General features: G+C 40.3%; 13 protein-coding genes, 23 tRNA genes and 3 rRNA genes. 32 read left to right on the top strand and 7 right to left on the bottom strand.

The features are described from left to right. Positions 1-2: 2 nt before the first annotated feature. Genes O1A01_RS20600 through O1A01_RS20585 form a run of 4 tightly spaced genes read right to left on the bottom strand, consistent with a single transcriptional unit; the run spans position 3 to position 4,323 of the window. Positions 3-512, bottom strand: coding sequence for a QcrA and Rieske domain-containing protein (locus O1A01_RS20600; RefSeq protein ID WP_066412326.1), 510 nt, complete (start codon positions 510-512; stop codon positions 3-5). Then, on the bottom strand, positions 509-1,081 hold the full coding sequence (locus tag O1A01_RS20595) for a 4Fe-4S dicluster domain-containing protein (RefSeq protein WP_270064857.1): 573 nt from the start codon (positions 1,079-1,081) through the stop codon (positions 509-511). Before O1A01_RS20595 ends, O1A01_RS20600 begins: the two co-directional genes overlap by 4 nt. Then, the gene (fdhF, locus tag O1A01_RS20590) at positions 1,074-3,233 is read right to left on the bottom strand and encodes a formate dehydrogenase subunit alpha (RefSeq protein WP_270064856.1); all 2,160 of its coding nucleotides are present in this window, start codon (positions 3,231-3,233) and stop codon (positions 1,074-1,076) included. Before fdhF ends, O1A01_RS20595 begins: the two co-directional genes overlap by 8 nt. Position 3,234: 1 nt before the next feature. Beyond that, positions 3,235-4,323 carry an MFS transporter gene (locus tag O1A01_RS20585; protein ID WP_270064855.1) on the bottom strand — a complete coding sequence of 363 codons (1,089 nt, stop codon included), beginning with the start codon at positions 4,321-4,323 and terminating at the stop codon, positions 3,235-3,237. Between the two features lie 184 nt (positions 4,324-4,507). On the opposite strand from O1A01_RS20585, the gene O1A01_RS20580 reads away from it, so the two are divergent. Together O1A01_RS20580 and O1A01_RS20575 are read left to right on the top strand one after the other, a co-directional pair. Further along, positions 4,508-5,812 (top strand): MFS transporter, encoded by a 1,305-nt coding sequence (locus O1A01_RS20580; protein ID WP_270064854.1) that lies wholly within the window; start codon positions 4,508-4,510, stop codon positions 5,810-5,812. A gap of 84 nt (positions 5,813-5,896) precedes the next feature. After that, positions 5,897-7,672 carry an extracellular catalytic domain type 1 short-chain-length polyhydroxyalkanoate depolymerase gene (locus tag O1A01_RS20575; RefSeq protein WP_270064853.1) on the top strand — a complete coding sequence of 592 codons (1,776 nt, stop codon included), beginning with the start codon at positions 5,897-5,899 and terminating at the stop codon, positions 7,670-7,672. Between the two features lie 68 nt (positions 7,673-7,740). Here the strand turns inward: O1A01_RS20575 and O1A01_RS20570 are convergent. After that, positions 7,741-7,813 (bottom strand) — tRNA-Ala (locus tag O1A01_RS20570). A gap of 85 nt (positions 7,814-7,898) precedes the next feature. Continuing rightward, positions 7,899-8,600 carry an MgtC/SapB family protein gene (locus O1A01_RS20565; protein WP_066412489.1) on the bottom strand — a complete coding sequence of 234 codons (702 nt, stop codon included), beginning with the start codon at positions 8,598-8,600 and terminating at the stop codon, positions 7,899-7,901. Positions 8,601-8,720: 120 nt separating this feature from the next. On the opposite strand from O1A01_RS20565, the gene O1A01_RS20560 reads away from it, so the two are divergent. Together O1A01_RS20560 and O1A01_RS20555 are read left to right on the top strand one after the other, a co-directional pair. Continuing rightward, positions 8,721-9,623 carry a DMT family transporter gene (locus tag O1A01_RS20560; RefSeq protein WP_066412491.1) on the top strand — a complete coding sequence of 301 codons (903 nt, stop codon included), beginning with the start codon at positions 8,721-8,723 and terminating at the stop codon, positions 9,621-9,623. A gap of 167 nt (positions 9,624-9,790) precedes the next feature. Further along, positions 9,791-10,321, top strand: coding sequence for a hypothetical protein (locus O1A01_RS20555; RefSeq protein WP_066412493.1), 531 nt, complete (start codon positions 9,791-9,793; stop codon positions 10,319-10,321). Positions 10,322-10,364: 43 nt separating this feature from the next. Here the strand turns inward: O1A01_RS20555 and O1A01_RS20550 are convergent, their stop codons facing one another. Then, entirely contained in the window at positions 10,365-10,547 is a 183-nt protein-coding gene (locus tag O1A01_RS20550; protein ID WP_066412496.1) for a hypothetical protein, read from the bottom strand. 471 nt (positions 10,548-11,018) lie between these two features. On the opposite strand from O1A01_RS20550, the gene O1A01_RS20545 reads away from it, so the two are divergent. The 28 genes from O1A01_RS20545 (at position 11,019) to O1A01_RS20410 (ending at position 23,317) form a co-directional block, all read left to right on the top strand. After that, a 16S ribosomal RNA gene (locus tag O1A01_RS20545) occupies positions 11,019-12,570 on the top strand. Between the two features lie 369 nt (positions 12,571-12,939). Then, a 23S ribosomal RNA gene (locus O1A01_RS20540) occupies positions 12,940-15,875 on the top strand. A 116-nt stretch (positions 15,876-15,991) separates the two neighbouring features. Next, positions 15,992-16,108, top strand: a 5S ribosomal RNA gene (gene rrf, locus O1A01_RS20535). The 16S, 23S and 5S rRNA genes sit together here with 22 tRNA genes alongside, the layout of an rRNA operon. A 9-nt stretch (positions 16,109-16,117) precedes the next feature. After that, positions 16,118-16,193, top strand: a tRNA-Val gene (locus O1A01_RS20530). A gap of 174 nt (positions 16,194-16,367) precedes the next feature. Further along, positions 16,368-16,443: transfer RNA gene (locus O1A01_RS20525), tRNA-Thr, on the top strand. 185 nt (positions 16,444-16,628) lie between these two features. Beyond that, positions 16,629-16,704, top strand: a tRNA-Lys gene (locus O1A01_RS20520). 5 nt (positions 16,705-16,709) lie between these two features. After that, a tRNA-Leu gene (locus O1A01_RS20515) sits at positions 16,710-16,790 on the top strand. 13 nt (positions 16,791-16,803) lie between these two features. Next, positions 16,804-16,878: transfer RNA gene (locus O1A01_RS20510), tRNA-Gly, on the top strand. Positions 16,879-16,886: 8 nt separating this feature from the next. Then, a tRNA-Leu gene (locus O1A01_RS20505) sits at positions 16,887-16,975 on the top strand. A gap of 18 nt (positions 16,976-16,993) precedes the next feature. Next, positions 16,994-17,070 (top strand) — tRNA-Arg (locus O1A01_RS20500). Positions 17,071-17,074: 4 nt separating this feature from the next. After that, a tRNA-Pro gene (locus O1A01_RS20495) sits at positions 17,075-17,151 on the top strand. 27 nt (positions 17,152-17,178) lie between these two features. Next, positions 17,179-17,251, top strand: a tRNA-Ala gene (locus O1A01_RS20490). A gap of 22 nt (positions 17,252-17,273) precedes the next feature. Beyond that, positions 17,274-17,350 (top strand) — tRNA-Met (locus O1A01_RS20485). A 2-nt stretch (positions 17,351-17,352) separates the two neighbouring features. Next, a tRNA-Ile gene (locus O1A01_RS20480) sits at positions 17,353-17,429 on the top strand. Positions 17,430-17,446: 17 nt separating this feature from the next. Beyond that, positions 17,447-17,539: transfer RNA gene (locus O1A01_RS20475), tRNA-Ser, on the top strand. Between the two features lie 87 nt (positions 17,540-17,626). Beyond that, a tRNA-Met gene (locus tag O1A01_RS20470) sits at positions 17,627-17,703 on the top strand. Then, positions 17,704-17,779, top strand: a tRNA-Asp gene (locus O1A01_RS20465). It begins immediately after the preceding tRNA gene. Positions 17,780-17,944: 165 nt separating this feature from the next. Further along, positions 17,945-18,020 (top strand) — tRNA-Phe (locus O1A01_RS20460). A gap of 27 nt (positions 18,021-18,047) precedes the next feature. Further along, positions 18,048-18,123 (top strand) — tRNA-Thr (locus O1A01_RS20455). Positions 18,124-18,148: 25 nt separating this feature from the next. Beyond that, a tRNA-His gene (locus tag O1A01_RS20450) sits at positions 18,149-18,221 on the top strand. Positions 18,222-18,227: 6 nt separating this feature from the next. Then, positions 18,228-18,301, top strand: a tRNA-Gly gene (locus O1A01_RS20445). A gap of 5 nt (positions 18,302-18,306) precedes the next feature. Beyond that, positions 18,307-18,383: transfer RNA gene (locus tag O1A01_RS20440), tRNA-Ile, on the top strand. Positions 18,384-18,391: 8 nt separating this feature from the next. Next, positions 18,392-18,466 (top strand) — tRNA-Asn (locus tag O1A01_RS20435). 3 nt (positions 18,467-18,469) lie between these two features. Continuing rightward, positions 18,470-18,560, top strand: a tRNA-Ser gene (locus O1A01_RS20430). Positions 18,561-18,574: 14 nt separating this feature from the next. After that, positions 18,575-18,646: transfer RNA gene (locus tag O1A01_RS20425), tRNA-Glu, on the top strand. A 306-nt stretch (positions 18,647-18,952) separates the two neighbouring features. Then, positions 18,953-19,747 carry a GNAT family protein gene (locus tag O1A01_RS20420; protein WP_066415624.1) on the top strand — a complete coding sequence of 265 codons (795 nt, stop codon included), beginning with the start codon at positions 18,953-18,955 and terminating at the stop codon, positions 19,745-19,747. Between the two features lie 511 nt (positions 19,748-20,258). Beyond that, on the top strand, positions 20,259-22,154 hold the full coding sequence (gene glgB / locus O1A01_RS20415; RefSeq protein WP_270064852.1) for a 1,4-alpha-glucan branching protein GlgB: 1,896 nt from the start codon (positions 20,259-20,261) through the stop codon (positions 22,152-22,154). After that, the gene (locus O1A01_RS20410) at positions 22,151-23,317 is read left to right on the top strand and encodes a glucose-1-phosphate adenylyltransferase (RefSeq protein WP_270064851.1); all 1,167 of its coding nucleotides are present in this window, start codon (positions 22,151-22,153) and stop codon (positions 23,315-23,317) included. The genes glgB and O1A01_RS20410 overlap by 4 nt, the downstream gene beginning before the upstream one ends. Positions 23,318-23,325: the final 8 nt, after the last annotated feature.

Here is a 23,325-nt window from a genome sequence, read left to right as displayed (position 1 = left end):
TCCTAATGGTGTTCCGTCTGGGTCACACCTACTGCGTATATGCCGTTATTTTTAAAAGTCAATTCAACGATAGGCAGCCCTCTTGGGGGAGGACCGGCTATTACAGAACCATCTTCTACATTGAAAAACCCGTGATGGCAAGGACAAATTAGCTCCGTTGTTTCCTTTTCAAAATAAACAGGGCACATTAGGTGAGTACATTTAATGTTATAAGCGCGATATTCATCCTCAGAAATTCGAATTAAAAGAGCTGGATCATTTTCATTAGGAAAATGAAATGTAAAACTATCTCCTACCGCTAAGTCTCCTTCATTTACAATAAAGTGCTCTAAATTAGCTTCCGCTTGATTTTCTTTCCACTTCGCTACTGCTAATAATGGAGTAGAGCTTAAGAAGAACACTCCCATTAAGGATAAAGTAGAGGCGATAAAGCCCCTACGATTAAGTTCTAACTCATTACCTCGTTTAATGTTAAACGTTATTTTTCGAAGAAACTCTTCAAATTTATTCATGATGACACCTCTTCGTTATTCCAAAATCCAAAACGATTGTTTTTTGTATCGGGAAGGCCGATAACAGTTTTCGTTTCTATAACAGTACCTCCAAAGTCCCATTTGTATTGAACTGGTTTTGCAGGGAAATTTTTTAATTCTTCTTCATCTAAAAACTGAATAGTATCCGTTGGACATACGCTAGCACACATAGGTGGCCTTCCTTGTTGTGTTCTGTCATAGCACATATCGCATTTATACATTACTTTCTTTTGGTCATCTACTCTTGGAATTCCAAAAGGGCAAGCGTACGTACAGTTTTTACACCCGATGCATTTTTCTAAAGAAGCAGATAATACAAAGCCATCATCTGTAACTGAAATTGCTTGAACTGGGCATGATTCAGCACAAGCTGGTGTTTCACAATGCATACAAGGGGTAGGGGATGTAGCGACAGTTTCTCCAGGATTTAATTCATCTACAAACATTCTAGATAAATGATCATGTCCACTACATTCCTCACAACCAATAATACAAGCACGACATCCGATACAACGTTCATAATCAATATAAAGAACTCTATTACCCATGTTTTTCACCTAAAGTTTCTATTTTTTCTAGTTTTGCTGCACAAACCTTAAACTCTGGTATTTTAGACTTTGGTTCTAGAGCAGGGTTCGTTAAATGATTAATGGCGAGTTGCTTTCCCCAATGATAAGGAACGAAAATCATATCTTCTCTAATAATCTTTGTTATTTTTGCTACTACTTTAATATGTCCTCGTGGACTTGATATTTTTACAAGTTCACCGTTTCCGATATTATATTGTCTTGCTGTATTTGGATGTATTTCTACATATGGGTCAGGACAAAAATTAGTTAGTGCTTCAATTCTTCTCGTTTGATTACCACTTAAATAATGATATACAACTCGCCCAGTAGATAAAATTAGTGGGAATTCTTCACTTACTTGTTCGTTAGGTCCTTTATGCTCAAAAGCTAAAATTTTTGCTTTTCCATCAGGGAAATTAAACTTTTTATCTTCAAAAAGTCTTGGCATTCCTTCATCATCTTCAGTTGGACAAGGCCAAAATACTCCTTGCATTTTTTCAAGCTTTTCATATGTGATTCCGTAATAATCGGCAATACCCCCTTTACTAGCAACACGCAATTCATTAAAAATTTCCTCTGGAGAATTATACTTAAAGTATTTTCCTCGTCCTAAACGGTCGGCAATTTCGGAAATGATTTCCCAGTCTGCTTTCACTTCACCGGGTCTTCGATTTATCCCTTTTAAACGTACGACTCTACCTTCTACATTTGTTGTTGTTCCGTTATCTTCAATCCAAACAGTTGAGGGAAGTACAACATCTGCAAGTTCAGCGGATTCGGACATAAACATATCAATTGCTACGAAAAAATCTAGGCCCTTTAAATATTCACCAACATCACCAATAGAAGGCGAAGAAACGATGGGATTGCTACAAACTAATAAAAGTCCTTTTATTTCTTTTCCTAACTGTTGAAGAATTTCAAATGCACTAAGACCAGGACCAGGGATTTCTGATTCCTCTACACCCCATACACTTGCAATGTATTCACGGGCTTTTGGATCGGTAATTTTACGGAATCCTGGGAGTTGATCCGTTTTCTGACCGTGTTCTCGACCACCTTGTCCATTTCCTTGACCTGTAAAGGTCGCAAATCCAGAACCTTTTCTACCAATTTTTCCAGACACTAGGGACAAGTTTACATATGTGGAAACAGCATCAGTACCAGTTGCATGTTGTTCAACACCACGAGCGAACATGACCATACCTTCTTTTGCTTGTCCATATAGTCGTGCTGCTGTAATAATTTTTTCTGGAGCAACTCCAGTAATTTCTGCTACTCTTTGTGGAGTATAGGATGCAACAACTTCTTTTAATCTTTCATACCCAGTCGTATGCTGTTCGATAAATTGTTCATCTACTAGACCATCGGCAATCATGACGTGCAATAGGCCATTTCCGATAGCCACATCAGTTCCAGGCCGAATATCTAAATGTACATCTGCTACTAACGCAGTCTTTGTTTCTCTTGGATCAATAACAATGATCTTTGCACCCTTATCACGAGCACCCCAAATATAAGGCATAGATAATGGATGACATTCAGCTGTGTTAGAGCCTGCTAATACAAGAACATCCGCCTCTTTTATATCAGACCAAGGATTAGTAGAGCCACGATCAATCCCTACACTTTGATTAAATCCGTAAGAGGCTGAAGACATACAGTATCTTCCGTTATAATCTATATTTTTCGTACCTAAGCCTATTCGCGCAAATTTCCCCATTATGTAACACTTTTCGTTTGTCATAGATGAGCCACTATAGAGACCGAAAGCATCTTTTCCGTATTTCCCTTGAATGTCTTGAATTTTCGAAGTGACTAAATCTAATGCTTCATCCCAAGTCGCTTTCACGAGTTGCCCATTTTTACGAATAAGCGGATGTAAAATTCTTTCACGATGTTCAGCCTGTCTGTATGCAGCAACACCTTTCGGACAAAGACGTCCACCGTTCATAGGGAAATCATAGCGCGGCTCAACACCTACGACCGATTGATCCACAGTTTTAACACGGATATTCATCCCACATTGCATACCACAAAAACAGCAATGGGTCGAAATTAGTTCCTCACCATCACGAGTGATAGGCTCATAATTTCGTTGTGAGTAGTTTTCGTTTTGTATATGAGACATATTAATCTCCTTTCTGTAAGCCGTTTCTTCCGTTACTCTCTAAAACTAAATTACTATGTTCTAGCTTGATTTTTGCATTATATCCACCGAGTCGGTGACTAACCCTTCTACATTCAGCGCACATATCAGAAAAATGATGTTCAGTATTATCAATAGGTAGTGGTAAATGTCGCTTTTGCAGAGTTAATTGTACGTCACTAATTTGGGTTTTTGTCGCATATTCTCGCCCACATTTGACACAAGGCTTTTGTTCCTCCATTGCATGATACATTGGTACTACGACTGCTAAAAATCTAAGCGGTAGATGCCAAAATTTACTGAAAGGAAAGTAAAGTAAAAAAACAATGACAGTAACTTGATGAATAATTGCCATCCCCATGTAAAAGAAACCTTCCATCCAAATGGCTGAAACAGTTAGTAGAGAACCAGTTATTGAAATAGCAATAAGTAAAATTAATGGAAAGAAGTCGTACTCTTTTGATTGCTCCACCAATTTCTTTTGGTCCGTTACACGTCGATACATAGCCATCCCACAACCAATAATGACTGCAATGCCAGCCCAGTTTAGTCCGTGATAAATAATGATAGCGATAATAGAATCTGCTGGCATGCGAAAAAGTGGTATACCGAAAAATACGGCTACATATGTTTTCGTTCCTTCTAATTCAAAATGAAGCCAGTTTAAAACGAGGGCAAAAGTAATACCAAACGATATAAGTACCCCCCAGGAAATGAACATATGTTGTATCCAACGATAAAAAGAGCGGCTTCGAATAAATTTTTGCTCCCCTATGTTCGAATACAAAGTCTGCAAAACAAACTTTAAGCCTTTTGGACTTAACATCATTTTTATTCCTTGCTTCCAAAGTCTTCGAGTTGGTGGTCGTAAAGTCCAAGATGTAATCCGAATTGTTAATAAAACAAAACAAACAATTGTTGCCCACAAGTATCCATATAGTGCTAAGTCAACATATCCTAATCTTTCAGAACCGAAATAAACAGAAAAGAATACAAGTACTAAAACGATAAATGAATTTCGCGCAGCCTTTTTTGTAAACAAAAAGGATTCTTCATACGGATAGTAATTCATAACGATGCCCCTTCTTCTTATCTATGTTTGCTGTTATTATTCCAATTTCTTCTTTTAAAATACGATATTTTAATAGGTTTAATTGATTCTAATGAATAGTTAACGACTTTTAATAAAAACTAAACTTATTAATTTTTCTTGAAATAAGCAGTAAACCGCTAATAATGGATAAGGGGCATTTAACATGAGACTAACAGAATGGAATCCAAGTGATCCAATATTTTGGGAGAGGATAGGGAAGAAAATAGCCTATCGAAATCTTATCATTTCAACTTTAGCACTTCATTTAGCATTTTGTATTTGGCAAATGTGGTCTGTAATGACTATAAATTTAGCGAGTGTAGGTTTTACTTATACTACAGATCAAATGTTTACACTAACTGCAATACCAGCGTTAGTTGGAGCTGTACTTCGCCTTTTTTATTCTATAGCGATTACGTATTTAGGTGGACGTAATTGGACGGTTATTAGCACGATTGTTTTAATAATTCCAGCAATAGGAATAGGACTAGCGATACAGAACCCAAATACTCCGTTCTTTACGATGGCGATTCTTTCTGCTCTTTGTGGGGTAGGAGGGGCTAATTTTGCATCTTCTATGGCGAATATTGGTCCATTTTTCCCGAAAGACAAGCAAGGAACAGCTTTAGGAATTAACGGTGGGATAGGAAATCTTGGAGTAAGTGTTGTGCAATTTGTAGCTCCCGCTGTAGTAGGGATTCCGTTATTTGGAATGTTGTTAGGTGGGCCTCAAAAGATGATGTCTGAAAATGGTACCGAATCAATTTGGTTACAAAATGGTGCATTTATTTGGGTTATACCTTTAGTAGTTATTTCTATCATTGCTTTTTTTGGTATGAACAACCTACCAGCGCCTAAAGTCTCACTATTAGAACAAGCTCAAGTCTTTAAAGGAAAACATATGTATTTAATTACAATTCTATATATTATGTCATTTGGTTCGTTTATTGGTTACTCAGCAGCTTTTCCTCTATTAATAACAAAACAATTTCCTGAAGTAAATGCGCTTCAATTTGCTTTTTTAGGACCTTTATTAGGCGCAAGCTTTCGCACGGTAGGAGGGTATTTTGCTGACAAATTTGGAGGGGCAATTGTTACTTTCATTGCAGTTATTATCATGGTGTTTGGAACGGGTGGTGTTGTTTACTTTGTAGGGGAAAATACAAGTAGTTTTTTAGGATTTTTCCTTATGTTCATGATTCTCTTTTTAGCTGGTGGAATTGCAAATGGATCTATTTTTCGTATGATACCTATTATATTTGGACCGAAAGAAACACCCGCAGCAATTGGTTTTAGTGCCGCAATTGGCGCGTTTGGTGGATTTTTTATACCAAAATTATTTGGCTGGTCATTTGAATGGTTTGGTGGTTCTCAATTTGCTCTTTACGTTTTCATTTCTTACTATCTTTTATGTGCCATCATATTGTGGATTTACTACGCGAGGCCGGGAGCGGAATTAAAATGTTAGATCAAAAGCTCGTACTGTAACCCATTTGTAACCCCTTTTCATTATAATAAATTTTCATGATATGAAAGGGGTTGGTTGTATTTTATGACAGTAAAAAAAGGGTTGTTTGTACTTGTTTCGATGATGTTGTTGTGTGCATTCATGGTGTATCCGATTCCCGCTAGTGCTACAGGCCAGTTTCTATCTGGCTCTTTTGGAGGGAAACCGTATAAATTATATGTACCTGATCAATATGATTCAAGTAAGTCTTATCCTTTATATGTCATGCTTCATGGTTGTACACAAGATGCCAATCAATTTGCTACTGGGACACAAATGAACCTTCTCGCGGATGAGGAAGAATTTCTAGTACTATACCCAGAACAAACATCATCTGCAAACTCCAATAAGTGTTGGAATTGGTTCGAAATAGCTCACCAATCGCGTGGTAGTGGTGAACCAAGTGTTATTGCAGGTATGGTCAATCAAGTAAAAAATAACTACTCTATTAATGGTGAAAAAGTGTATGTTTCTGGATTATCAGCTGGAGGTGCTATGAGCGTTATTATGGGGGTTACGTATCCGGATATATTTTCTGGTATAGGAGTTGGAGCTGGTCTTGAGTACAAAGCTGCTACTTCAATGATTAATGCATTTACTGCGATGTCAAATGGTGGACCAAACCCTCAAAATCAAGGAAGAATTGCGTACGATGCGATGGGACAATATGCAAACCCCATCCCGGTTATCGTTATTCATGGTACTTCTGATTACACTGTTGCCCCGATAAACGCAGACCAGGTTATTAGTCAATGGGCTGTAACGAATGATCTGGCACAAAACGGACTAGAAGACGGTTGGATTGATGATCAACCTGAAGCTATTACGAATTTATCGGTACCTGGAGGAAGAAATTATACAGTTAGTGACTATGAGACTCGAGACGGAAAAGTATTCATGAAAAAGGTTGTTGTTCAAAACATGGGCCATGCCTGGTCAGGAGGCAGCTCCCAAGGAAGTTATACAGACCCTCAAGGACCAAATGCAAGTAGAATGATGTGGGATTTCTTTGAAACATTTAGCAATGATGAAGACGAAGATGCTCTAATTACTAATGCAACCCCACCTGGAGGAATATACTCAGCTCCGATTACAGTAGAACTTCATACAAATAAACCTGCCACAACTTTTTATAGTACGGATGGAACGACACCAACAACTAATTCTGGTGTATACACTTCTCCAATAACGGTTACACAAAATACTACGATAAAATACTTTTCTGTCGATAGTGATGGAAATACGGAAGAAATAAAAGAAGAAATATATGTGATAGATGAGGATAGGGTAGACCCTCCGCCTAATGAGGCTATTCATATACCGTCTATTTGGAGTGAAGATGGCTTTGTAGGCCAGTTTTCTGCTGATGGAAGAGGAAGTGGGGATATTAAAGTCGGAGATAAGGGAATGTATAATACGGACACATATAGAGGCATTCTCTCATTTGACACAAGTATGCTATCTTCCGAAACAATTTCCTCAGTAAAATTAAGATTATATATTAAAAGTCAGCAAGGATCAGTTTCCTCTATAAATATAGATATGAAAAATGGTTATTTTGGCAGTACGTCTTCAATAGAACAAGGAGACTATAGTGCTGTAGCAACAATAGCAAATGTAACTAGTTTTCAACCAACTCAAACTGAATATGTTGAAATAATGCTGCCAACAAGTTCTTTAACTTCTATTAATAAAAATGGTAAAACACAATTTCGGTTAAAGGCTGTTACAGTTCCAGGATTTCCTTCTAATGTTATCGAGTTTTATGGAGGGGAGCATGTACAGTTTGCACCGAAGCTTATTGTAAATGATATAGATTAGGAAAATCATATAGTAAAACACCACCTCTAACATTATGAGAGGTGGTGTTCTTTTTTAAAATATATAGATGGAGCATAGCGGGATCGAACCGCTGACCTTTTGGCTGCCAGCCAAACGCTCTCCCAGCTGAGCTAATGCCCCGAAATTAAGTATAAACTTATTTTAGTTATTACTTAAAAATCTGTCAATTACTAAAAACAAAAAATCTACAGTACAATACTGCAGATTATCCCATATTCTCGACTTCGACTTGGTATACATCTTGAAGAGACTTCATTGCATAAAAAACATCGGTTGTGTACATTTTTCTATTTGTCATAACGATACAGCTTATCACAATGTCGTTTGATTCTTCCTTTACTTTTACCCTCTTAACGCCAAAACCTTTTCTTTTAATTTCTTTTATTAGGTCTGTTAAATTGGCATCGCGCTCTGTATATAGCTTTACTTTTATTTCTATTTCCTTCAATCTTTTAGGTCCGATCCAACTAATAATGTCGGGTAAAATTTTTACTCCTAAAATAATAAAAAGTACCCCTAATGTTGCCTCTGCATAAAATCCAACTCCGATCGTAATACCAATTCCAGCAGATGCAAGTACAATAGAAGCAGTTGTTAATCCGGAAATGACATCATTATTCCTTCTTAAAATAACTCCAGCCCCTAAAAAACCGATTCCACTAATTATGTAAGAAGGGATACGTCCTGGATCCATTGGACGAGAATATTCTTTTGAAAATAAAAACGCTGACTCATAGGATACAATCGTTAATAGACAGGCTATTACTGATACAATTAAACAAGTTTTTAACCCTAGAGGTTTTCCTTTCAACTCTCTTTCTAAACCGATTATGAAACCAGCAAGAGCAGCTAATGATAATTTTAATAGTACGTTATTTTGGATGGCTTGTTGAAAAAGTTCGAGCATCTTCTCACCCTCTCTCTACTCTTCTTTAATGTTGAAAAAAATAATGTTAGAAAATTATAACAAATTAATGTAGAATGATAAAGGTATTTATTCTACATTACCTATAAGGAGATAGACATCATGAGTAAATGGTTTAATCCATATGTAGCCTTAGCGATTGGAGTTGTTTCCGTATCACTTTCTGCTATTTTCGTAAAATTTGCTGAAGCTCCAGCGGGTATAATTGCCTTTTATCGTTTATTATTCTCTGTTCTAATTTTATTACCAGTATTCTTATATAAATATGTAGGAGAATTAAAAGGTATTACGAAAAAAGATTGGTTCTTCTCTACCGTTGCAGGGGTTTTCCTTGCGTTTCATTTTATTCTATGGTTTGAGTCATTAAATTACACGAGTGTTGCTAGTTCAACCGTATTAGTTACTCTTCAACCCTTGTTTGCATTTGTCGGGACATATGTTTTCTTTAAAGAAAAAATTACAATTAAAGCGGTATTCTGTGGTGCAATAGCCATATTCGGTAGTTTTATTATTAGTTGGGGAGATTTCCGAATAAGTGGTATGGCACTGTATGGAGATATTTTGGCTCTTATTGCTTGTGCTTTAGTAACAGCCTACCTATTGTTTGGACAGGAAGTTCGCAAAAGATTATCCCTAATCACCTATACTTTTATTGTATACGGAATAAGCACTATTACCCTTTTCATATATGTTGTTGCAATGAACTATCCATTAACAGGATATGCAAATAGTGATTGGTTATGGTTTTTCCTATTAGCAGTTGTATCGACTCTATTAGGTCATTCCCTATTTAATTGGTCAATAAAATGGATAAGTACGAACGTTATCTCAATGAGTATATTGTTTGAACCCGTTGGGGCAAGTGTACTCGCTTTCTACCTTTTAAATGAATCTATTACGTTAACTCAGTTTATTGGAGGAAGTATTGTAATTTTAAGTATTGCAGTATACTTAAGAGATAATCGGAAAATAAAACAACGGACCAAACATTTAAAAGTAGGATAAAACAGAAGGACTCTTATGAAAGAGTTCTTTTTTATTGTAAAAATTTAATAGGATAATTTCTATATACTACGTCTTACTAATGTTGCATTAAAACTAAAGTGGATAAATATAAAACGATGGGCAAATAATAATTTTTGTGTAAACCTATTAGAAAGGATATGAGGGTAATGAAGTTAAAAGCTTTTCTCTTTCTGACGGTATTATGTTTATTAGTAGCCTGTGGTAACGATGAAGAAAAGAAGAAGAAGGAAAAAGAAGAAGCTACACCTAAAACAGAAGAAACACAACGTCAAACTGGTAATTATACTACGTTAGAGGAACTAGAAAACATGGACATCAGTTCAGAGAATTTTAATTGGGATGATATTTACATATCAAGAGAAACTTTTAATGAAATATTAAAAGGTTTAACTGAACCAGATGCTGAAGAAGAGGTACTAATTGATCGGGCTGAATATATTGAACCAAATACAATTGAAATTGTAATTAATAATAAAGAGGGAGAATCATTAGAGAATACATTTCAAGCAGTTTTTTTAGATACGTTTATCCGACAGTTTTACAAGCATTCAGAACTATATAAGGAAGAAGAACCTCGAATTCGAATAGTGGATCTTGATGAGGTTGTAGTAGCTGAAAATACAGAACCTATTAACTTCGATGAAGAAGAAAATGCAAACACTGAAGAGGGTAACTAACAAAAAAAGGCTGTCCTTATGTACGGACAGCCTCAATATATATTTACACTAGCTTATTTGCGAAAATAGCAAAAATCATTGCTAAAGTAAAACTAAAAATAACTCCTTCTCCTCTTACTTTCCCCTTTTTTTCAAATAATTTTATTCCCTCAAAATATGCGTATAAGAATAATCCAACAGAAGACATTAAGGCTACAATCATTGCTACATTTTTTACTAGATCCATTTTGGAACCTCCTATTAAATTTGTTATGCATAGTAGAGCATATGATAGAGGAATAAAAATAATTCTAGTAATTATTAAAAAAATATAGATTAAAGTTAAACGTTCTATTAACATAGGGATATTAAAACTAGTCCTTTGTAGTTCTACTAAATATAAAATACTAATCCGTACTAATGACAATATACTAATTTAATCGTTTCAGTGTACTTTGAAAAAAATATTAAAAAAGGTATTGCAAAATAATTTTCAACATGATATATTATTACTTGTCGCCGCGAGATGGCGCGAAAATAAAAGAAAAAAATAACTACTTGACGAATTGAAGACAAGTTGTTATTATAAGAAAGTCGCTTCTAAAGCGAAAATGTTCTTTGAAAACTAAACAAAACAATAGCGTGCAAGTCGGTTTTTTAAAATCGACAAAACAATAAATTGACGATAAGTCAGCAAACATTTTGAGCAATCAAATACTCTACGGAGAGTTTGATCCTGGCTCAGGACGAACGCTGGCGGCGTGCCTAATACATGCAAGTCGAGCGAACTTCTTTAGAGCTTGCTTTAAAGAAGTTAGCGGCGGACGGGTGAGTAACACGTGGGCAACCTGCCTGTAAGACTGGGATAACTTCGGGAAACCGGAGCTAATACCGGATAATATATAGTACCTCCTGGTACTATATTGAAAGATGGTTTCGGCTATCACTTACAGATGGGCCCGCGGCGCATTAGCTAGTTGGTGAGGTAACGGCTCACCAAGGCAACGATGCGTAGCCGACCTGAGAGGGTGATCGGCCACACTGGGACTGAGACACGGCCCAGACTCCTACGGGAGGCAGCAGTAGGGAATCTTCCACAATGGACGAAAGTCTGATGGAGCAACGCCGCGTGAGCGATGAAGGCCTTCGGGTCGTAAAGCTCTGTTGTTAGGGAAGAACAAGTGCGAGAGTAACTGCTCGCACCTTGACGGTACCTAACCAGAAAGCCACGGCTAACTACGTGCCAGCAGCCGCGGTAATACGTAGGTGGCAAGCGTTGTCCGGAATTATTGGGCGTAAAGCGCGCGCAGGCGGTTTCTTAAGTCTGATGTGAAAGCCCACGGCTCAACCGTGGAGGGTCATTGGAAACTGGGAGACTTGAGTGCAGAAGAGGAGAGTGGAATTCCACGTGTAGCGGTGAAATGCGTAGAGATGTGGAGGAACACCAGTGGCGAAGGCGACTCTCTGGTCTGTAACTGACGCTGAGGCGCGAAAGCGTGGGGAGCAAACAGGATTAGATACCCTGGTAGTCCACGCCGTAAACGATGAGTGCTAAGTGTTAGAGGGTTTCCGCCCTTTAGTGCTGCAGCTAACGCATTAAGCACTCCGCCTGGGGAGTACGGTCGCAAGACTGAAACTCAAAGGAATTGACGGGGGCCCGCACAAGCGGTGGAGCATGTGGTTTAATTCGAAGCAACGCGAAGAACCTTACCAGGTCTTGACATCCTCTGCCACCTCTAGAGATAGAGTGTTCCCCTTCGGGGGACAGAGTGACAGGTGGTGCATGGTTGTCGTCAGCTCGTGTCGTGAGATGTTGGGTTAAGTCCCGCAACGAGCGCAACCCTTGTTCTTAGTTGCCAGCATTTAGTTGGGCACTCTAAGGAGACTGCCGGTGACAAACCGGAGGAAGGTGGGGATGACGTCAAATCATCATGCCCCTTATGACCTGGGCTACACACGTGCTACAATGGACGGTACAAAGGGCAGCAAAACCGCGAGGTCGAGCCAATCCCATAAAACCGTTCTCAGTTCGGATTGTAGGCTGCAACTCGCCTACATGAAGCCGGAATCGCTAGTAATCGCGGATCAGCATGCCGCGGTGAATACGTTCCCGGGCCTTGTACACACCGCCCGTCACACCACGAGAGTTTGTAACACCCGAAGTCGGTGGGGTAACCTTTTGGAGCCAGCCGCCTAAGGTGGGACAGATGATTGGGGTGAAGTCGTAACAAGGTAGCCGTATCGGAAGGTGCGGCTGGATCACCTCCTTTCTAAGGAAAATCACGCTCATTGTTTTGTTTAGTTTTGAGAGATCATTCTCTCGTTCTATATTGGAAGAACTAAAGCGAGGAACCTTGCTAAAAGGTATTGTTGCTTATTTCTAACCTTTATTTGTTCTTTGAAAACTAGATAATATAAGTAATCAAGATACATTCACAAGTATCGTTCATCTTAGTAATTTTCTAATGATAACAATTCGCTGTTATCAACGAAACCTAATTTTAGGTTGAATACTAAGACAAATTAGAAGCGAGCAGGTCGAGGAAGCGACTGAGCGAGCGCCGGAGTGTACAAAAGCGTACATGAGGACGTGAGCGAAGGAAGCTGACTAGAGAAGCCGAAGCTTATCATTTGTCGACGGTTAAGTTATTAAGGGCGCACGGTGGATGCCTTGGCACTAGGAGCCGATGAAGGACGGGACTAACACCGATATGCTTTGGGGAGCTGTAAGTAAGCTTTGATCCAGAGATTTCCGAATGGGGAAACCCACTACTCGTAATGGAGTAGTATCCTTACCTGAATACATAGGGTATGGAAGGCAGACCCGGGGAACTGAAACATCTAAGTACCCGGAGGAAGAGAAAGCAAACGCGATTTCCTGAGTAGCGGCGAGCGAAACGGAATTAGCCCAAACCAAGAGGCTTGCCTCTTGGGGTTGTAGGACACTCTATACGGAGTTACAAAAGAACGGGGTAAACGAAGCGACCTGGAAAGGTCTGTCATAGAAGGTAAAAACCCTGTAGTTGAAACCTCGTTCTCTCTTGAGTGGATCCTGAGTACGGCGGGACACGAGAAATCCCGTCGGAAGCTGGGAGGACCATCTCCCAAGGCTAAATACTCCCTAGTGACCGATAGTGAACCAGTACCGTGAGGGAAAGGTGAAAAGCACCCCGGAAGGGGAGTGAAAAGATCCTGAAACCGTGTGCCTACAAGTAGTTAGAGCCCGTTAATGGGTGATAGCGTGCCTTTTGTAGAATGAACCGGCGAGTTACGATTACGTGCAAGGTTAAGTTGATGAGACGGAGCCGTAGCGAAAGCGAGTCTGAATAGGGCGTCATAGTACGTGGTCGTAGACCCGAAACCAGGTGATCTACCCATGTCCAGGGTGAAGTTCAGGTAACACTGAATGGAGGCCCGAACCCACGCACGTTGAAAAGTGCGGGGATGAGGTGTGGGTAGCGGAGAAATTCCAATCGAACCTGGAGATAGCTGGTTCTCTCCGAAATAGCTTTAGGGCTAGCCTTGAGTAAAGAGTCTTGGAGGTAGAGCACTGATTGGACTAGGGGTCCTCATCGGATTACCGAATTCAGTCAAACTCCGAATGCCAAAGACTTGTTTCTCAGGAGTCAGACTGCGAGTGATAAGATCCGTAGTCAAGAGGGAAACAGCCCAGACCGCCAGCTAAGGTCCCAAAGTATACGTTAAGTGGAAAAGGATGTGGAGTTGCTTAGACAACCAGGATGTTGGCTTAGAAGCAGCCACCATTTAAAGAGTGCGTAATAGCTCACTGGTCGAGTGACTCTGCGCCGAAAATGTACCGGGGCTAAACGTATCACCGAAGCTGCGGACTGTTCTTACGAACAGTGGTAGGAGAGCGTTCTAAGGGCGTTGAAGCTAGACCGTAAGGACTGGTGGAGCGCTTAGAAGTGAGAATGCCGGTATGAGTAGCGAAAGAAGGGTGAGAATCCCTTCCACCGAATGCCTAAGGTTTCCTGAGGAAGGCTCGTCCGCTCAGGGTTAGTCGGGACCTAAGCCGAGGCCGAAAGGCGTAGGCGATGGATAACAGGTTGATATTCCTGTACCACCTCATTCCGTTTGAGCGATGGAGGGACGCAGGAGGATAGGGTAAGCGCACTGTTGGATATGTGCGTCCAAGCAGTTAGGCTGGATAAGTAGGCAAATCCGCTTATCCTAAAGGCTGAGCTGTGATGGCGAGGGAAATATAGTACCGAAGTTCCTGATTCCACACTGCCAAGAAAAGCTTCTAGCGAGGAATATGGTGCCCGTACCGCAAACCGACACAGGTAGGCGAGGAGAGAATCCTAAGGTGAGCGAGAGAACTCTGGTTAAGGAACTCGGCAAAATGACCCCGTAACTTCGGGAGAAGGGGTGCTCTGTTAGGGTGTTAAAGCCCGAGAGAGCCGCAGTGAATAGGCCCAGGCGACTGTTTAGCAAAAACACAGGTCTCTGCGAAGCCGTAAGGCGAAGTATAGGGGCTGACGCCTGCCCGGTGCTGGAAGGTTAAGGGGAAAGGTTAGCGCCTCGGCGCGAAGCTTTGAACCGAAGCCCCAGTAAACGGCGGCCGTAACTATAACGGTCCTAAGGTAGCGAAATTCCTTGTCGGGTAAGTTCCGACCCGCACGAAAGGCGTAACGATCTGGGCACTGTCTCAACCAGAGACTCGGTGAAATTATAGTACCTGTGAAGATGCAGGTTACCCGCGACAGGACGGAAAGACCCCGTGGAGCTTTACTGTAGCCTGATATTGAATTTTGGTACAGCTTGTACAGGATAGGTAGGAGCCTGAGAAGCCGGAGCGCTAGCTTCGGTGGAGGCGTCGGTGGGATACTACCCTGGCTGTATTGAAATTCTAACCCGCGAGCCTTATCGGCTCGGGAGACAGTGTCAGGTGGGCAGTTTGACTGGGGCGGTCGCCTCCTAAAGAGTAACGGAGGCGCCCAAAGGTTCCCTCAGAATGGTTGGAAATCATTCGTAGAGTGTAAAGGCACAAGGGAGCTTGACTGCGAGACCTACAAGTCGAGCAGGGACGAAAGTCGGGCTTAGTGATCCGGTGGTTCCGCATGGAAGGGCCATCGCTCAACGGATAAAAGCTACCCCGGGGATAACAGGCTTATCTCCCCCAAGAGTCCACATCGACGGGGAGGTTTGGCACCTCGATGTCGGCTCATCGCATCCTGGGGCTGTAGTCGGTCCCAAGGGTTGGGCTGTTCGCCCATTAAAGCGGTACGCGAGCTGGGTTCAGAACGTCGTGAGACAGTTCGGTCCCTATCCGTCGTGGGCGTAGGAAATTTGAGAGGAGCTGTCCTTAGTACGAGAGGACCGGGATGGACGCACCGCTGGTGTACCAGTTGTCTTGCCAAAGGCATAGCTGGGTAGCTACGTGCGGACGGGATAAGTGCTGAAAGCATCTAAGCATGAAGCCCCCCTCAAGATGAGATTTCCTTTAGCATTATGCTAGTAAGATCCCTGAAAGATGATCAGGTTGATAGGTTCGAGGTGGAAGCGTGGCGACACGTGTAGCTGACGAATACTAATCGATCGAGGACTTAACCAATGTATATGAACGATACGAACTATCTTGATGAAAATATTATCTAGTTTTGAAAGAATAAAAAAACACTTGATTTTTTATGAAAAGTGAATATAATTATTCTTGTCACTTAATAATAGTCTGGTAATGATGGCGAAGAGGTCACACCCGTTCCCATACCGAACACGGAAGTTAAGCTCTTCAGCGCCGATGGTAGTTGGGGGCTGTCCCCCTGCGAGAGTAGGACGTTGCCAGGCTGTTATAACGGAGGATTAGCTCAGCTGGGAGAGCACCTGCCTTACAAGCAGGGGGTCGGCGGTTCGATCCCGTCATCCTCCACCATTATTATTTAACTAAACTAAATATGCCGGTGTAGCTCAGTTGGTAGAGCACGATCGAATACGCTTCGAAGGAATCACTTCAGCGCACAAATCGAGCTGCTACTTGAATAATCTTTCTGAGATTTGGGTGACGGCTATTAAAAAGAAGTAATGGTTTTAAATGCAAATTATATATGCCGGTGTAGCTCAGTTGGTAGAGCAACTGACTTGTAATCAGTAGGTCGTGGGTTCGACTCCTATCGCCGGCACCATTTATTAAGTGCCATTAGCTCAGTCGGTAGAGCACGTCGGAATTTGCTACGAAGCATAAGCTTCAGCGTACATGCCGAGCTGCTACTTGAATTAACATCCTGAGGCATGGACGTCTAAAGGAAACACTTCTTCGAATAGTATCATGCTTACAGTTGTATTAGACTTTAGGCAGAATAATAATTAAGTGCCATTAGCTCAGTCGGTAGAGCATCTGACTTTTAATCAGAGGGTCGAAGGTTCGAGTCCTTCATGGCACACCATCTACGCGGGTGTGGCGGAATTGGCAGACGCGCTAGACTTAGGATCTAGTGTCTTTGACGTGGGGGTTCGAGTCCCTTCACCCGCATAAGTAAATATTAGCGGAAGTAGTTCAGTGGTAGAACACCACCTTGCCAAGGTGGGGGTCGCGGGTTCGAATCCCGTCTTCCGCTCCACGAAAGTTGCCGGGGTGGCGGAACTGGCAGACGCACAGGACTTAAAATCCTGCGGTAGGTGACTACCGTACCGGTTCGATTCCGGTCCTCGGCACCATTTTTAAAAATAAGAATAGCGCCCGTAGCTCAATTGGATAGAGCGTTTGACTACGGATCAAAAGGTTAGGGGTTCGAGTCCTCTCGGGCGCGCCATTCACGGGAAGTAGCTCAGCTTGGTAGAGCACTTGGTTTGGGACCAAGGGGTCGCAGGTTCAAATCCTGTCTTCCCGACCAGATAACATTGTAATTGATTTAACTCATGGGGCCTTAGCTCAGCTGGGAGAGCGCCTGCCTTGCACGCAGGAGGTCAGCGGTTCGATCCCGCTAGGCTCCACTTATCTTTAATAAAATACTTTGGCGGTGTAGCTCAGCTGGCTAGAGCGTACGGTTCATACCCGTGAGGTCGTGGGTTCGACTCCCTCCGCCGCTACCAAAGGACCTTTAGCTCAGTTGGTTAGAGCAGACGGCTCATAACCGTCCGGTCGTAGGTTCGAGTCCTACAAGGTCCACCATGTATCATTCATAATTCGGAGGAATACCCAAGTCCGGCTGAAGGGATCGGTCTTGAAAACCGACAGGGGTGTTAAAGCCCGCGGGGGTTCGAATCCCTCTTCCTCCGCCATATTATATTTATCATTCAAGAAATTATATCGTTCGAATGATGAAAAATGGCTACTTTAGAAAAAGAATATGTAGTAATTTTTATCGTCGCGGGGTGGAGCAGTCCGGTAGCTCGTCGGGCTCATAACCCGAAGGTCGCAGGTTCAAATCCTGTCCCCGCAACCAGGTCCCGTGGTGTAGCGGTTAACATGCCTGCCTGTCACGCAGGAGATCGCGGGTTCGATTCCCGTCGGGACCGCCATTATAAAAATTAATATTTAGGCTCGGTAGCTCAGTCGGTAGAGCAACGAGCAAAGCATCATCGAAATTACTACGAGTTGTACTCGTCGAGAGGCTTCTTGAATAGTCTTCCTGAGACGAGGACAATGGATACGAAAGACAAAGTTTAGGCCCGAAAATATTAAATGGCTCGGTAGCTCAGTCGGTAGAGCAATGGACTGAAAATCCATGTGTCGGCGGTTCGATTCCGTCCCGAGCCACCATTTAAATTATTATTATAAATCTTAAATGCCGGTGTAGCTCAGTTGGTAGAGCAACTGACTTGTAATCAGTAGGTCGTGGGTTCGACTCCTATCGCCGGCACCATCAATATTTTTTGTACATTACCATGGCGGTTGTGGCGAAGTGGTTAACGCACCAGATTGTGGCTCTGGCACTCGTGGGTTCGATTCCCATCAATCGCCCTTTATGCGGGTGTAGTTTAATGGTAAAACCTCAGCCTTCCAAGCTGATGTCGTGGGTTCGATTCCCATCACCCGCTCCATTTAGGGGCCTATAGCTCAGCTGGTTAGAGCGCACGCCTGATAAGCGTGAGGTCGATGGTTCGAGTCCATTTAGGCCCACCATATTTTATTCCACCATAGCTCAGCGGTAGAGCATTCGGCTGTTAACCGAAGGGTCGTAGGTTCGAATCCTACTGGTGGAGCCATTTGGAGAAGTACTCAAGTGGCTGAAGAGGCGCCCCTGCTAAGGGTGTAGGTCGGGTAACCGGCGCGAGGGTTCAAATCCCTCCTTCTCCGCCAGCTATATGAAATTTGGCCCGTTGGTCAAGCGGTTAAGACACCGCCCTTTCACGGCGGTAACACGGGTTCGAATCCCGTACGGGTCATCTAAACAGTAGTCTATAAGACTACTGTTTTTTCTTTTGCTAGGAAACTAAAAAAATTGTAACTTTGTAGTGAACAGTATAACCTATTTGTCTCTTCTAGGACGAGCGCATAAACCAACTGCAAATTTTCTGTTACGTCCATATGACATAGCAACTCGAATTATCCTAGTTACCACTGCATTTCGTTTCCTCTTTCCCTTTGTTTAAAATGGTTGATTCTATCCATATTTCTATAGTTTGTTATAATAAATATAGTTACACAACTAGATCGACATCTTACTCTTTTAAGTAGGAAGTGAATTTAAGATGTTACCTTTTAATCTATCAAAACAGCTAGAACTCTCCGAAATTAATATGGTTACCTCACGATTACGTGCCCTTCAACAAATATCTAATAACGAATTAGGTGTAAATATTACTCAATTTGGCAATGCAACTGCCTTTTCAATTAATGGTATACCTGGTCCAGCTTACAATACAGTGAAAGGATTAACAGATGCAGAAGAACATCTTTTAGATGAAATCTTTTTCCATTATGCCGCGAAAAAAATTCCAATACAACTAGAGATAGTACCTGGACATGTAAGCTCACGACTGTTATCCAAACTTCCAAACTACGGAGTTTCTCACAAAGATTTTCATACTACATTGTTTAGTTCTGGGTCAAAGCCAACTATTCATAAGTTAAATAGCCATGTAAACATTACTGAATTAACCGTTGAACAGTTTCATCTATATGGAGAAATTTATGTAAAAGCTTTTAACATGCCAACTTCTTTTAAAGAAGCAGTAAGTGGAAACAACATAATATTGCATGGTTTAGAAGGTTGGAAATTTTATTTGGCCACTATTGAAGAAAAGCCAGTCGGAGTAGGAGTATTACATATACATCATCATGTTGCAACTTTAGCTGTAGCCGCTACACTTCCAGAAAAGCGTGATAAGGGTATACATACTAGCTTAATATATGAACGCATATATGATGCTTTAGGTAGTGGTGCTCAATTAATATGTGGACAAGCTAAGTATGGAAGTGTTAGCCATTATAATATGCACAAGTTGGGCTTACAAGTAGCTTATACGAAAGCTCTATGGTCCTAATATAAAAATAATGTACTATCCTTCCATCTAAGTATCGTTTGGAGAAAGTATAAGATAATACAACACCTAACATTTATACAAGAATCTTAATTTTATGGTTTACTTTTATATATAGTATGTAAATGCAAAAAGCTCGTTTATTACGAGCTTTTTTTTTGCAAGTAAATTAAGAAAATGGTGGCATTAAGTTTTCACAGTATAAAAATAGGTCAAAATATACAATAAGAAACTATTATTCCACAAAAATTTTTCCATTTAACATAAAAACATATCGACAGGTTTCTACAAAATGCTACTCGTTTGTGAAATTTGTGAAAACGTTAGCACGAGTAATAAAAAAATGTGTTCGTTCTAGTAGAAGCATTGAAAGCGGTTAATTTCTTCTGCAGCTTTCGACAATAATTTTATTATTTAAAATTTTGTAAAAACATGTCTACAAAAATAATTATACAGTTGTCAGAAAACTATTTATCATAATTAGTAGGAAACATTATGAAGGAAGGGTGAAGAAATGCTTGTCGCTACTCCAACAGATTATCAGTTGCACTTATTTCATGAAGGAACATACTACAAAAGCTTTGAATTGTTTGGTTCACACATTGTAAAGAAAAGAAGAAAGTTAGTAGGTACTAGATTTACTGTTTGGGCACCAAATGCTAAAAATGTTAGATTGATTGGTTCCTTCAACAATTGGAATGGATCTAGTAATGAATTAGAAAGGTTGAATAAGGAAGGTGTTTGGACAATACTCATTCCAGATGAGGACTTGAGTGGACATCTTTATAAGTACGAAATAGTCACACAAACTGGTGAGATTTTACATAAAGCAGATCCGTACGCTTTTTATTCAGAAGTGCGACCAAATACTGCCTCTATCGTCTATCCATTAAACGGCTATAAATGGAAGGATGCAAATTGGCGACGTAAGAAAAAAAGACAATCTATATATGAAAAGCCATTGTTTATATATGAGCTACATCTTGCATCTTGGAAAAAGAAACAAGATGGTTCTTTGTATAATTACGAGGAATTGGCAGATGAATTAATACCGTACGTTAAAGAAATGGGTTATACCCACATAGAATTATTACCATTAGTTGAACATCCATATGATCGTTCGTGGGGATATCAAGGTACTGGCTATTACTCTGCAACAAGTCGGTATGGAACTCCACATGAACTGATGATGTTTATTGATAAATGTCATCAAGAAGATATAGGAGTCATTCTTGATTGGGTTCCAGGGCATTTTTGTAAAGATGCACATGGATTATATATGTTTGATGGTACTCCAACATTTGAATATGCTGCATATAACGATAGAGAAAATGAGGTATGGGGAACAGCAAATTTTGATTTAGGAAAAACGGAGGTTCAGAGCTTTCTAATCTCCAATGCGATCTTTTGGATGGAATATTTCCATGTAGATGGCTTCCGTGTGGATGCAGTAGCAAATATGCTGTTTTGGCCTAATTCGGATGAGCTCCATGCAAATCCTTTTGCGATAAATTTTTTAAAGAAATTAAATGAAGCAGTATATGAATTTGATTATAGTGCGTTAATGATTGCTGAAGATTCAACAGATTGGCCCCTAGTAACAAAACCAACCTCTGTTGATGGATTAGGTTTTAATTATAAGTGGAATATGGGTTGGATGAACGACATGTTATCTTACATGATTCTATCGCCTGAACAACGTAGAAATCATCATAATAAAGTCACTTTTTCCCTCCTTTATGCATTTTCAGAAAACTTTATTTTACCCTTATCTCACGATGAAGTAGTTCATGGTAAACGATCTTTACTAAATAAAATGCCAGGTGACTACAGTGAGAAATTTGATCAATTAAGGCTTTTTTATGGATATTATATGACTCACCCTGGCAAAAAATTATTATTTATGGGAAGCGAGTTCGGTCAATGGGATGAATGGAAAGACCAAGATCAATTAGATTGGGTGTTAATGGACGAATTTAATACCCATAAACAGATGCAAATATTTATGAAAGATTTAATTAAAACATATACTGAAACACCAGCTTTGTTTGAGAAAGACCATGAGCAAGATGGCTTTGAATGGATTGATGCTAATAACTCTGATCAAAGTATTTTTAGTTTTATACGTAAAGGAAAAAAAGATGATGAATTTGTCATTATTTTATGTAATTTCACGAAAGAGCAATACGTAGATTATAAAATTGGAGTTCCTGAACTTACTAACTACGAAGAATTTTTCACTAGTAGTCGAAGTGAGTATGGAGGTTCGAGTAGTTTACAAAGCAAAGAATCATCTTCAGTAGAAGGAGAATATCATGGAAAGCCGTATCATATGTTGGTCGATATTGCACCATTTGGTTTTAGTATGTGGAGGCCGAAGAGAAGACGATGGGAGAGAGGGAATTCATGAAAATGAAAAAAAGTTGTGTAGCAATGTTGTTAGCGGGTGGAAAGGGCAGTCGTTTGAGCTCACTAACAAAACAAATAGCAAAACCTGCAGTTCCGTTTGGTGGAAAATACCGTATTATCGATTTTACGCTAAGTAATTGTACAAATTCTGGAATCGATACGGTTGGCATATTAACGCAATATCAACCTTTAGAGCTCCATTCCTATATTGGAATTGGAAGTGCATGGGATCTTGACCGACGAAATGGTGGGGTAACTGTTCTTCCCCCATACAGTGAATCAGCAGGAGTGAAATGGTATACAGGTACTGCTAGTGCAATATATCAAAATATGAATTACTTAAAGCAGTATGATCCTGAGTACGTTTTAATATTATCAGGAGATCATATTTACAAAATGGATTATGCAGAAATGCTTGATTTCCATATAGAAAAAAATGCAGATGTATCAATATCTGTTATAGAGGTTCCATGGGAAGAAGCGAGTCGTTTTGGAATTATGAATACGAATGATCAACAAGAGGTTATTGAATTTGATGAGAAGCCAGCACAACCGAAAAGCAATTTAGCTTCAATGGGGATATATATATTTAAGTGGTCGATTTTAAAAGAATATTTAGAAATGGATGACCGGAATCCAGAATCTAGTCATGACTTCGGAAAAGACGTTATCCCACTGCTACTTGAAGAAAAAAAGAAATTAGTTGCCTATCCTTTTAAAGGGTACTGGAAAGATGTAGGTACTGTTAAAAGCTTATGGGAAGCTAATATGGATTTGTTAGAAGATGGCTGTGGACTGAATTTATTTGACCACGATTGGCGTATTTATTCCGTTAATCCTAATCAGCCCCCGCAATTTATTGCTTCATATGCCGAAGTAAATGATTCTTTAGTAAATGAAGGCTGTTTTATTGAAGGTAAAGTAGATCATTCCGTACTATTTCAAGGGGTAACGCTTGGGAAAAATAGTATTGTACGCTCATCGGTGATTATGCCAGATGCGCAAATAGGGGAAAACGTTTATATAGAACGTGCAATTATTCCTAGTGGGTTAGTCATTCCAGATGGAACAGTTGTAGCACCAGAAAAATACGAAGAAGAAATTATTTTAGTTACGGAAGAATTAGTAGAAGAAGGAATTACAAAAGTTTCAAAGCTAACTTAATTTGACTG

Origin of the sequence: Sutcliffiella sp. NC1, assembly GCF_027594365.1 — a bacterium.
In the GTDB taxonomy this organism is placed as follows: Bacteria; Bacillota; Bacilli; order Bacillales; family Bacillaceae_I; genus Sutcliffiella; species Sutcliffiella cohnii.
The sequence above is the reverse complement of the archived record's forward strand: the minus strand, read 5'-3'. Positions and strand labels throughout refer to the sequence as shown.

Excerpts from the sequence above, each read along its gene's own strand:
- O1A01_RS20600 (WP_066412326.1), bottom strand. The coding sequence starts at position 512 with ATGAATAAATTTGAAGAGTTTCTTCGAAAAATAACGTTTAACATTAAA.
- O1A01_RS20595 (WP_270064857.1), bottom strand. The coding sequence starts at position 1,081 with ATGGGTAATAGAGTTCTTTATATTGATTATGAACGTTGTATCGGATGT.
- fdhF (WP_270064856.1), bottom strand. The coding sequence starts at position 3,233 with ATGTCTCATATACAAAACGAAAACTACTCACAACGAAATTATGAGCCT.
- O1A01_RS20585 (WP_270064855.1), bottom strand. The coding sequence starts at position 4,323 with ATGAATTACTATCCGTATGAAGAATCCTTTTTGTTTACAAAAAAGGCT.
- O1A01_RS20580 (WP_270064854.1), top strand. The coding sequence starts at position 4,508 with ATGAGACTAACAGAATGGAATCCAAGTGATCCAATATTTTGGGAGAGG.
- O1A01_RS20575 (WP_270064853.1), top strand. The coding sequence starts at position 5,897 with ATGACAGTAAAAAAAGGGTTGTTTGTACTTGTTTCGATGATGTTGTTG.
- O1A01_RS20565 (WP_066412489.1), bottom strand. The coding sequence starts at position 8,600 with ATGCTCGAACTTTTTCAACAAGCCATCCAAAATAACGTACTATTAAAA.
- O1A01_RS20560 (WP_066412491.1), top strand. The coding sequence starts at position 8,721 with ATGAGTAAATGGTTTAATCCATATGTAGCCTTAGCGATTGGAGTTGTT.
- O1A01_RS20555 (WP_066412493.1), top strand. The coding sequence starts at position 9,791 with ATGAAGTTAAAAGCTTTTCTCTTTCTGACGGTATTATGTTTATTAGTA.
- O1A01_RS20550 (WP_066412496.1), bottom strand. The coding sequence starts at position 10,547 with ATGGATCTAGTAAAAAATGTAGCAATGATTGTAGCCTTAATGTCTTCT.
- O1A01_RS20420 (WP_066415624.1), top strand. The coding sequence starts at position 18,953 with ATGTTACCTTTTAATCTATCAAAACAGCTAGAACTCTCCGAAATTAAT.
- glgB (WP_270064852.1), top strand. The coding sequence starts at position 20,259 with ATGCTTGTCGCTACTCCAACAGATTATCAGTTGCACTTATTTCATGAA.
- O1A01_RS20410 (WP_270064851.1), top strand. The coding sequence starts at position 22,151 with ATGAAAATGAAAAAAAGTTGTGTAGCAATGTTGTTAGCGGGTGGAAAG.